The following is a 10,308-nucleotide window of genomic DNA, read 5'->3' on the forward strand; positions in this document are numbered from 1 at the left end:
CTCTTTGACGCCCCACCCGCCCCCGTGTTACGTTCGCTCTCGGACATGTGACTGGTCGTGCAGGCAGGATCCGACGAAACGCGTAATGAGCGTCGTCGGGTCCTTTTTTTGTGCCCGGATGCCTCCTGACGCTCCGCCGGAGCACCGATGACGGTGCCGGAGGGGGCGGGGACGGCGACGGACGGCCGGGCAGCACAGCGCAGGGAAGCGCGCGTCCCCACACACCCGGAGGAGTACCGATGAGTACCCAGGAGAGCGCGAGGGCGATCCTCGAGCACGTCGGCGGCGCCGCCAACGTGGCGAAGCTGCAGCACTGCTCGACCCGTCTGCGGTTCGCGCTGGCGGACGATGCGAAGGCCGACGTCGAGGCGTTGAAGGCGGTGCCCGGCGTGATCGGCGTCGTCACTGGCCCTCAAACGCAGGTCATCGTCGGCAGCGGCGTCAGCGAGATGTACGCGGCGGTCGAGAAGCTGCGCGGCGGCACCACCGCATCCGCAGAGCAGGCGAAGCAGCCGCGATCCCTCAAGCGCCTCGGCGCGACGATCATGGACTTCGTGGTCAGCGTCTTCACGCCGATCATCCCGGCCATCGCGGGCGCCGGCATCTTCAAGTCGTTCCTCGTCCTCGCCTCGGCGCTGGGCTGGCTCGACCCGGCCTCCGACAACTTCAAGCTGCTGTCCGCCATCCCGGACGCGGTGTTCGGCTTCCTGCCGCTGCTCGTCGCGTACACGAGCGCGAAGAAGCTCGACGTGAACCGGCCGCTCGCGCTCGGGCTCGTCGGCGTCCTGGTCTTCCCGGCGTTCACGACGCTGCTCAACCAGGAGGGCGGCGTCGCGCTCTTCGGCATCCCGGTGCCGGTCATCGCCTACAACGCCCAGGTGTTCCCGGCGATCCTGGCCGTGCTGCTGCTCTCGGTCGTCGAGCGCTTCTTCACGAAGCACTCGTGGGGCCCGATCCGCACGTTCTACGTGCCGCTGATGTGCCTCGTGATCGTCGCTCCGGCCACGATCTTCCTGCTCGGCCCTCTCGGCTACTGGCTCGGCTCGATGCTCACCGGCGCGATGATCGGCCTCTACGGGGCGCTCGGCTGGGTGGCCGTCGCGCTGCTGGCCGGCGTGCTCCCGCTGATCATCTCGGTCGGCATGCACAAGGCGTTCATCCCGCCGACCATCGCCACGATGGCCAGCGCGGGCAAGGACACCTTCTACCTCGCCTCCTCGCTCGCCCACAACGCGGCGGAGGCCGGCTCCAGCCTCGCGATCGCCCTGCGCACCAAGAGCGCGACCCTCCGCGCCACCGCCTTCTCGGGCGGCCTCTCGGCCCTCTTCGGGATCACCGAGCCGGCGCTCTACGGCGTCACGCTGCAGAACAAGCGCGCCCTGGTCTCCGTCATCACGGGCAGCGTCGTCGGAGGCGCCTACATCGGCGCCACGCAGGTCGCCGCGTTCGCGCTGGTCAGCCCCGGCGTCGCGAGCATCTCGATGTTCATCGACGGGCTGAACCCCTGGAACCTGCTCAACGCCGTGATCGGCCTGCTGATCTCGGTCGCCGTCTCGTTCGTCGTCTCCTTCGTCATCTGGCGCGACGACGCCTCCGCCAGCGTCCAGGCGCTCGGCGACGTGGCGGCCGACGCCGGGAGCCCGCTCGCGCTGCAGGCGCCGCTCACCGGCTCCGTCATCCCCCTCTCGGAGGTGCCGGACCCCGTGTTCTCGGCCGGCGTGCTCGGCGAGGGGCTGGCGATCCGCCCCACAGACGGAGCCGTCCGGGCGCCTTTCGCGGGCGAGGTCATCGCGCTGCTCTCCTCCCGCCACGCCGTGGGGCTCCGCCGCGCGGACGGCGTCGAGGTACTCATCCACGTCGGCATCGACACGGTGCAGCTGGACGGCGCGCCGTTCGAGGCGCACGTCGCGGTCGGCGACCGGGTCGAGGTCGGGCAGCTGCTCCTCACCGCCGACCTGGCCGCGATCACCGCGGCCGGCTACGACACCACGACCCCGGTGCTCGTGACCAACTCCGCCGAGTACACCGTGCTCGTCGAGGCCGCCGAGCGGATCACCGCCGGCGACCGGATCATGACCGTGACGCAGAGAGAGAAGGAGCTCGCCGATGGCGCTTCCTGACGGATTCCGATGGGGCGGCGCCCTCGCCGCCAACCAGGTCGAGGGCGCGTGGCGCGAGGGCGGGCGCGGCCCGGCGGTCAGCGACGTCGCCTCCTACAAGCCGAAGGCGGACCCGAAGGAGTACGCGATCCACCACCGCAACACGGTGGAGAGCATCACGGCGGCGATGTCCGACGACGACACCGAGTACTACCCCAAGCGCCGCGGCATCGACTTCTACCACCGCTACCCCGGCGACCTCGCGCTGTTCGCCGAGATGGGCTTCACCACCCTCCGCGTCTCGATCGCCTGGACCCGCCTCTACCCGACGGGGGAGGAGGCGGAGCCGCTCGAGGAGGGCATCGCCTACTACCTCGCCCTCTTCACCGAGATGCGGCGCCTCGGGATCGAGCCGCTGGTCACGCTCTCGCACTACGACCCGCCGCTCGCGCTCGCGCTGAAGCACAACGGCTGGGTCGACCGCCGCACGATCGGGCTGTTCGAGCGCTTCGCCCGCACCTGCTTCGAGCGCTTCGGCCACCTCGTCGACATGTGGCTGACCTTCAACGAGATCGACGGCATCATCCGCCACCCGTTCACCTCGGGCGGGATCATCGAGGAGACCGTCGAGGGCAGCGTGGAGCAGGCCTGCTACACGGCTCTGCACCACCAGTTCGTCGCCTCCGCCTCGGTCACGAGGACGCTGAAGGAGCTGTGGCCCGAGTCGCGGATGGGCTGCATGCTCACGATGCTGACCACCTACCCCAACACCTGCCACCCCGACGACGTCGCGGCGACGCAGGCGAAGGAGCGGATGCTCTACCTCTGCACCGACGTCCAGGCGGGCGGCGCCTACCCGCGCCTGGCGCTGCGGGCGCTCGAGAGCCGCGGAGTCGAGATCCCGTTCGAGGCGGGCGACGTCGAGCTGCTGCGCGAGCACCCCGTCGACTTCATCTCGTTCAGCTACTACATGTCGATGACGGAGTCCGTGCGCCCCGACGCCGAGCGCACCCCCGGCAACACGGTCCTCGGCGTCAAGAACCCGTTCCTCGAGTCGAGCGAGTGGGGCTGGCAGATCGACCCCGTCGGCCTGCGGATCTCGCTGATCGACCTCTACGACCGCTACGGCAAGCCGCTGTTCATCGTCGAGAACGGGCTCGGTATGCGCGACGAGCTGACCGAGGACGGCCGGGTCCACGACCCGTACCGGATCGACTACTTCCGCGCGCACTTCGAGCAGATGATCCAGGCGGTGGACGAGGGCGTGGAGCTGCTCGGCTACGTGAGCTGGGCGCCGATCGACCTGATCAGCGCCTCCAGCTCGCAGATCTCGAAGCGCTACGGGTTCGTCTATGTCGACATGGACGACCTCGGCCACGGCAGCACCGAGCGCTACCGGAAGGACTCGTTCTTCTGGTACCAGAAGGTCATCGCCTCCAACGGCGCGGATCTGGGATGATCCTCCTCTGCCCGGAGGCGCCGTCCGGCTCTCCGGGCAGAGGCCCCGCCACCCCCACCCCAGCCCTGACGCGGCCGTCGACGGAGACACGCATGCAGACCATCAAGAAGGTGCTCAACTCGAGCGTCGTCCTCGTCGTCGACGAGCGCGGCGTCGAGCGCGTGCTCCTGGGCAGGGGGATCGGCTTCGGAGCGAAGGCCGGCGAGGCGATCGAGCCCTCGAGCGTCGACCAGGTGTTCGTGGCGCTGGACGACTCGGATCAGCGCAACCTCGTCGAGCTCCTGGCGCAGATCCCGCCGGAGTTCGTCGAGCTCACCCGCGCGGTCGTCGCCGACGCGGAGGAGCAGGGGCTGAAGCTCGACCCGCACGTGTACCTCGCGCTCACCGACCACCTGCACTTCGCGGTGGAGCGGCAGCGGCGCGGGCTCTCGGTCGCCAACCGGCTGGCCTGGGAGATGCGGACGGTCTACCCCGTGCAGTACGCGGTGGGGGAGCGGGCGGTCGAGCGGATGCGCGAGCGCCTGGACGTGGAGCTGCCCGCCGACGAGGCCGCGAACGTCGCCTTCCACCTCGCCAACGCGGAGCTCGGCAAGGTCGGGATCGACTCGCTCCGGATCGTGCAGCTCATCCGCTCGGTGACCGCGATCATCCAGCACTCCAGCGGAGCCGCGCTCGACCGCGACGACCTCCGCTCCGCCCGCTTCGTGGCGCACCTGCAGTACTTCGCCGAGCGCTTCTTCTCGGGCGGCCTGCTCGAGAGCGAGGACGACTTCCTCTTCACCAGCCTCAGCGCCCGCTACCCGCGCGCGATCGCCTCCGCCGAGCGCGTGCGCTCCTTCGTGGCGGCCGAGTACCAGGCCGCCCTGCCCAACGAGGAGGTCGCCTTCCTGGCCCTCCACATCGCGCGCGCCGCTCCGGAGTAGCGCGCTGACCCCGGAGAACCGCATGCACCGCACCACCCCCGCCCGCCCGACGACGCCCGCGAGCGCGCGCCCGTGACCGGCACGATCCACCTCGTCCGCCACGCCGAGACCCTCTTCAACGTCGCCGGCCAGCTGCAGGGCTGGTGCGACTCGCCGCTGACCGAGCGCGGCGAGCGCCAGGCGGCGGCCCTCGGCGAGCGGATGCGCGAGGTGCCGCTCGTCGCGGCGTTCACGAGCGACCTCACCCGCACCCGCACCACGGCGGCGGCGGCGCTCGCCGGGCACCCGTCGCTCGAGGCCGAGCCGATGGTCGAGCTCCGCGAGTGGCACTTCGGCGCCTTCGAGGGGCAGCCGAACGCCTCGCTCTGGGAGCCGGTGTTCGCCGACCACGGCTACTCCTACGTGCCCTCCTCCGCCGACTGGCCGCGGATGACCGACGCCGGGCTCGACTCGGTGCTCGACGCGATCCACCGCCACGACCCCTCCGGACGGGCCGACAGCGGTGCCACCGTGCGCGCCCGCGTGGAGGCCGCGATCGCGCGGTTCGTGCCGGCGGCCGAGCACGGCGACGTGCTGGTCGTCACGCACGGAGCGGTGCTCGGGAGCATCCTCCGCGCGCTCGACCCCGCGCACCGGCCGCAGCGGGGCTACCCGAACTGCGCGGTCGTGTCGGTGACGGACGGCGTCATCGGCGAGGTCGACGGGAGCTGCGCGACGGCCTGACCCCGCCCCTCCTCCTCCACGGACGCCCCTGTGCGCTCCGGTCGCCGACCGGACGAGCACGGGGGCGTCCGTCGTGCTCGGGACGCAGGCGGCCCGCACCCGGGCCGCCCCCGGACCTGCACGCGCGGCCGCCTCGGGACCTGCACGTCCGGTGATGCGGGACCTGCACTTTCGGCCACCTCGGCGCTGTACCGAAGTACAGGAGCCCGTCGCGAGAGCGTCCGTAGCGTCTGAGGAGTCAAGAGAAACGACTTCGAGGAGATGACATGCGAGGGCTTCAGCTCAGCGGCGTGAGCCGTGCATTCGGCGGCCACCGGGTCCTGCACGACGTGGACCTGTCCGTGGGCCGCGGCGAGATCGTCGGCTTCATCGGCGGCAACGGCGCCGGCAAGACCACGACGATGCGGCTGATCCTGGGCCTGCTCACCCCCGACACGGGGACCATCACCTGGGACGGCGCGCCGATCACCGCCGAGGACCGCCGCTCGATCGGCTACATGCCGGAGGAGCGCGGCCTCTACCCGCAGATGCGGGTCCGCGAGCAGGTGATCCACTTCGCTCTGCTCGAGGGGCACGACGCCCGGGGAGCCCGTGAGACCGCCGAGGAGGTGATCGACGCGCTGGGCCTGGCCGAGCGGGCCGACACGCTGGTGCAGGACCTCTCGCTCGGCAACCAGCAGCGCGTGCAGCTGGCCGTGTCCCTGGTGGGCGATCCGTCGCTCCTGGTGCTGGACGAGCCCTTCTCGGGGCTCGACCCGGTCGCCGTGGAGACGATGGCCGGCCTGATCCGGCAGCAGTCCGCCCGCGGCGTCGGCGTGCTCTTCTCCTCCCACCAGCTCGACCTGGTCGAGCGCCTCTGCGACACCGTCTGCGTGCTCGACTCCGGCCGTGTGACCGCGAGCGGAGCGGTGGCCGAGCTGCAGGACGACGGCCGCAGCCGCTGGCAGCTGCAGTTCTCCCGCCCCCTGGACGACCGGCTCGTCGCCGAGCTCGGCGTCACACCGGGACTGTCGGCCGAGCCGGTCCCCGGTGAGCCGGAGTCGCTGCTCGTCTCGATCGAGGGCAGCGGCCGGGACGTCCCCGAGCAGGTGCTCGCGACCCTCACCCGCCACGGCGGCCTCCGGAGCATCCGCACCGCGCAGCGCTCGCTGACCGAGCTGCTGTCCGAGCGGCTCACCGCCGCCTCCACCCCTGCGGCCGAGCGCCGCCTCGAGATCCAAGGAGCAGGACGATGACCAGCACGCACCCCCGCGCCGCCCACGCCCGGACCGCCGAGAGCTCCGCTCCTCCGACGCCGGCCCGGGGAGCCGCGACGATCGTCCGCCGCGAGATCCTGACCCGCACCGGGAACCGCACGATCCTCACCGCGACCCTCGCGCTGGCCGCGATCGCCGGCCTCGGCGCCGGGATCGGCGGCTGGTTCCTGGTCGACGCGACGAGGGAGGCGGGGACCGTGGTCCTCGACACCCGGATCCTGTTCGCGACCGCGATGATCAGCGCCCTGCTCGCCGCGATGGTCTACTCCTCGTCGAGTCTGGCCTCGGGGGTGGTCGAGGAGAAGTCGTCCCGGATCGTCGAGATCCTGCTGACGAAGATCGGCGTCGCCCCGCTGCTCGCCGGGAAGATGATCGGCGTCGGCCTGGTGACCCTGGCCCAGCTGCTCGTGATCGGCGGCGCCGTCGTCGGCGGGTTCAGCGTGGTCGGCGGGTGGTCGGTCCTCGAGATCGAGCTCGGCCCGAGCCTGGTCTGGTTCCTCGTCTGGTTCCTGCAGGGCTACGTGCTCTTCGCGCTCCTCAGCACCCTGCTCGCCTCGACCGTGTCGAGGCAGGAGGACCTGGGCACCGCCGCCATGCCGCTCTCCGTCGTGCAGATGGCGCTGCTGATCATCGCGCTCTACGTGGTGCCGGCGAACCTCGACGAGGCCTGGGTGCACGCGCTCTCCTTCGTCCCCCTCTTCTCCTCCTACCTGATGCCGATGCGCTTCGGCCTCGACTCGGTCGGCACCCCCGAGATGGTGATCGCCGCCGTCGTCGCCGCGATCACGGTGCCGCTGCTGTTCCGCCTGGTCGTCCGCGTCTACCGCAACAACGCGCTCCGCACCGGCTCCCGCGTCTCGCTCCGCGCCTCCCTCAAGGCCGCCGACGCCTCCTAGGCCCGGCTCCCGATATCCACCACCACCACCCCTCGGAAGGACACCACCATGACCACCTCGCGCACCGCCTCGACCCGCCCCTCGCCCCTCAAGAAGCTGCTCGTCAACACCGCCCTCCTCGTCGGGGGAGCGGGCGGCGCCTACCTCGTCGTCACCTACCTCTTCTGATCCGCTCGACCGACCGAAGGACACGATCGTGACTCTCCTCGCGACTCCCGGGCTCCGCCCCGCGACCCCCGGGCACCGCCCCGCGGATCCGGCGGCCCTCCGGGCGGCGGCCTCGACCGAGCGGCTGCTCGGCGGCGGACGCCACCGCGTCGCCGCGATCGACCGCCCCGCCTTCGCCGGCCGGAACGCGTCGTGGACGATGACCCTCGACGACGGCGCCCGCGTCTTCGTCAAGCACGTCTCGCCCCGGACGGCGGGCCCCGCGGCCTTCCGCCGCTCCAGGGACTTCGCCGGCTTCGCCGCCCGGAGCCCCGAGCACGCCCCGGCCGGACCCCGCCTGCTGGCGGCCGACGAGGACGACTCCCTGCTGGTGTTCGAGCACTGCCCCGGCACCAGCCTGGCCCTCCTGCTCGTGGAGGAGCGCGTCCCCGCGGACTTCCCCGAACAGGCCGGCCGGCTCCTGGCCCGGCTGCACGCCGGCCCGGTGGCGGGCCTCACCGCGACCTCGCACCCCAGCCCTCCCGTCGAGATGCTGCGCGTCGGCATCCCGCACACCCGCTACGTCGACCTCACCCTCGCCGAGCTCGCCTTCTGGGGCGACCTGCAGCACGACGAGCAGCTCGTCTCGGCCACGGAGGATCTCCGCGAGTGGGAGAGCGGCAACCGCACGGCCCCGATCCACGGCGACCTCCGCCTCGACCAGTTCCACCTCCGCGACGGGCGCCTCCAGCTGCTCGACTGGGAGGAGTTCGGGATCGGGGATCCGGCCCGCGACCTCGGCACGCTGGCGGGGGAGTGGATCCACCGCGCGGTGCTCGACACCGTGACCACCCGGGAGGGCGCCTCCGCTCCTCCCCTCGCCTTCGACACCGCGGCCGCGGACGCCCGCATCGCGGAGCGGATGGCGGCACTGGTCCCGAGGATCCGGCGGATGTGGCTCGCCTACGCCGCCGAGACCGCCGGCGCGGACGACGCCCTCGCCGTCCGCGCCACCGCCCACCTGGGCTGGCACCTCGTCGACCGCACCCTCGCCCGGGCCTCGATGGTCTCCCGCCTCCCCGGGATCGAGCGGGCCGCCGCCGGCATCGGCCGCCGCGTCCTGCTCGCCCCCTCCGCCTACTCCACCGCCCTCGGATTCGACAGGAGCCCGCGATGACCGCCCTCACCACCCGCTCCGTCCTCGACGAGGCCGTGATCAGCGTCGACGCCGCCCGGCTGCGGGCCGAGGTCGACGGGACCGTGATCGAGGCCAGCGGGCCGATCGAGCTGCGGGCCCGACTCGCCGCCACCGTCTACACCCACCTGCACCTCCGGAACCCGCTGCTCGGCGAGACCGCCGGAGGCGACGGCCAGGACCTCGCCCCCCGGCTGATCGACGCGATCCCGCACCGCACGGTCCTGCAGCCCGCTCCCTCCGGGGTGCTCGGCTCCGCCACCGTGCAGGGGGAGGAGCGCCGGGTCGTCGAGCTGGGCCGCGTCCGGGTCCTCGTGCCCGAGGTCGATCTCGTCCGCTCCGCCGACGGGGCCGTCGCCGGCGTCCGGCTGCCGAGCTGGCGCACCCGCACCACTCCCGGCTACCTCCTCGCCCTCGGCCCGATGGGACTCGATCCCGCCGACCGGGTCGTGCGCCTCTCGCTCGTCGCCGACTCGGCGGAGGACGCGCTCGCCCTGTGGGGCCCGCTCCTGGAGGCGCTCGCCGCCTCCGGAGCCCGCCACCAGGCCAAGGCGCTCTCGGACCCGCGGGCCTTCCCCCGCTCCGACGCCCTCGTCGTCTACCTGCCCGCCGACTCCGCCGACGACGTCGCCCGGAGGGTCACTCCGCTGCTCGATGCCCGGCCCTCGCCCCGCACCGCCGTCTCGGCCTTCACCGAGAGGCTCGCCGACGGCCTCGCCTACGCCGAGGACCCGGCCGACGAGCGCTCCTCCTACCGCGGACTGAGCTTCGGCCAGCACCGCTCCCGCGTCCTCGCCGAAGCGCTCCTGCGCTCCTCGGCCGAGACGATCCCCGCCGCCGACGCCTGGGCCGACGCCGCCCGCGCCGCGCGCATCGACCCGGACCGCCCGGGACTCACCGCCCGCTAGGGCCCCACGAACCTCCCCTCGATCCCGAGGGGACCACCACCTCAGCCCGAGGTACTCCACGAAAGGGACACATCATGACCACCATCTCCACCGACGCCCAGTCCGCCGACCTCACCGCCCTCGCGGGAGCGCACGACACCTTCGCCACCGTCGACGAGCTCGGCTCGGACGCCGCGACCGAGGCGCCCGCCACCACGCCCCTGTGCGTCGGCATCATCGTCGGCGCCACCCTCGGCGCGGGCTGCTGACCCGGCCCTCCTCCCGCCAGGGTGCTCCCGCAGCACCCGCTCCCCGGCCCTCCGGCCGGACCACCCGCACCACTCCCCGCACGACCCGGCGGATCCGCCGCCACCACTCATCCAAGGAGAACACCATGTCGACCATCACCGCCCAGACCGTCCAGTCCGCCGACCTCGCCGAGCTCGCCACCGCCCACGACACCTTCACCGCCGCCGACGAGATCGGCACCGACGCCGCCTCCGAGGCGCCCGCCACCACCCCGTTCTGCGCCGGCGTCATCATCGGCGTCACCCTCACCGCAGGGTGCTGACGGGCACGGGGCGACCGGTCCTCGACCGCGTCGCCCCGGCCCCTCCCGGGCGCGTGCCGTCCGCTCGCGCCGTCCGCCCATCCCCGTCCGCCCTTTCCGCGGGCACGGTCCGCCCATCCCCGTCCGCCCTTTCCGCGGGCACGGTCCGCCCG

The 10,308-nt window shown here is 72.6% G+C and carries 10 protein-coding genes; all 10 read left to right on the forward strand.

Features of this window, described 5'->3' with window-relative positions; genetic code table 11:
• The first annotated feature begins 239 nt into the window (after positions 1-239).
• The 10 genes from C5C99_RS16350 (at position 240) to C5C99_RS17265 (ending at position 10,156) form a co-directional block, all read left to right on the forward strand.
• On the forward strand, positions 240-2,120 hold the full coding sequence (locus C5C99_RS16350) for a beta-glucoside-specific PTS transporter subunit IIABC (protein ID WP_104340422.1): 1,881 nt from the start codon (positions 240-242) through the stop codon (positions 2,118-2,120).
• Positions 2,107-3,558 carry a glycoside hydrolase family 1 protein gene (locus C5C99_RS16355; RefSeq protein ID WP_104256263.1) on the forward strand — a complete coding sequence of 484 codons (1,452 nt, stop codon included), beginning with the start codon at positions 2,107-2,109 and terminating at the stop codon, positions 3,556-3,558. Before C5C99_RS16350 ends, C5C99_RS16355 begins: the two co-directional genes overlap by 14 nt.
• Positions 3,559-3,650: 92 nt before the next feature.
• The gene (locus C5C99_RS16360; RefSeq protein WP_104225973.1) at positions 3,651-4,481 is read left to right on the forward strand and encodes a PRD domain-containing protein; all 831 of its coding nucleotides are present in this window, start codon (positions 3,651-3,653) and stop codon (positions 4,479-4,481) included.
• A 72-nt stretch (positions 4,482-4,553) separates the two neighbouring features.
• A complete protein-coding gene (locus tag C5C99_RS16365) occupies positions 4,554-5,204 on the forward strand; it encodes a histidine phosphatase family protein (RefSeq protein WP_104340423.1) in 651 nt (216 codons plus the stop codon).
• A 290-nt stretch (positions 5,205-5,494) separates the two neighbouring features.
• Complete coding sequence (locus C5C99_RS16370) at positions 5,495-6,439, forward strand: ABC transporter ATP-binding protein (RefSeq protein WP_258063731.1); 945 nt, start codon at positions 5,495-5,497, stop codon at positions 6,437-6,439.
• On the forward strand, positions 6,436-7,356 hold the full coding sequence (locus tag C5C99_RS16375; protein ID WP_104340424.1) for an ABC transporter permease: 921 nt from the start codon (positions 6,436-6,438) through the stop codon (positions 7,354-7,356). Before C5C99_RS16370 ends, C5C99_RS16375 begins: the two co-directional genes overlap by 4 nt.
• Before the next feature lie 196 nt (positions 7,357-7,552).
• Positions 7,553-8,680 (forward strand): class V lanthionine synthetase subunit LxmK, encoded by a 1,128-nt coding sequence (gene lxmK, locus C5C99_RS16380; protein ID WP_258059357.1) that lies wholly within the window; start codon positions 7,553-7,555, stop codon positions 8,678-8,680.
• A complete protein-coding gene (locus tag C5C99_RS16385) occupies positions 8,677-9,606 on the forward strand; it encodes a T3SS effector HopA1 family protein (RefSeq protein ID WP_104340425.1) in 930 nt (309 codons plus the stop codon). The genes lxmK and C5C99_RS16385 overlap by 4 nt, the downstream gene beginning before the upstream one ends.
• A gap of 74 nt (positions 9,607-9,680) precedes the next feature.
• The gene (locus C5C99_RS17260) at positions 9,681-9,854 is read left to right on the forward strand and encodes a hypothetical protein (protein ID WP_181027122.1); all 174 of its coding nucleotides are present in this window, start codon (positions 9,681-9,683) and stop codon (positions 9,852-9,854) included.
• Positions 9,855-9,979: 125 nt separating this feature from the next.
• Entirely contained in the window at positions 9,980-10,156 is a 177-nt protein-coding gene (locus tag C5C99_RS17265) for a hypothetical protein (protein ID WP_181027123.1), read from the forward strand.
• Positions 10,157-10,308: the final 152 nt, after the last annotated feature.

This window comes from Rathayibacter sp. AY1C4 (assembly GCF_002932195.1).
Classification (GTDB): domain Bacteria; phylum Actinomycetota; class Actinomycetes; order Actinomycetales; family Microbacteriaceae; genus Rathayibacter.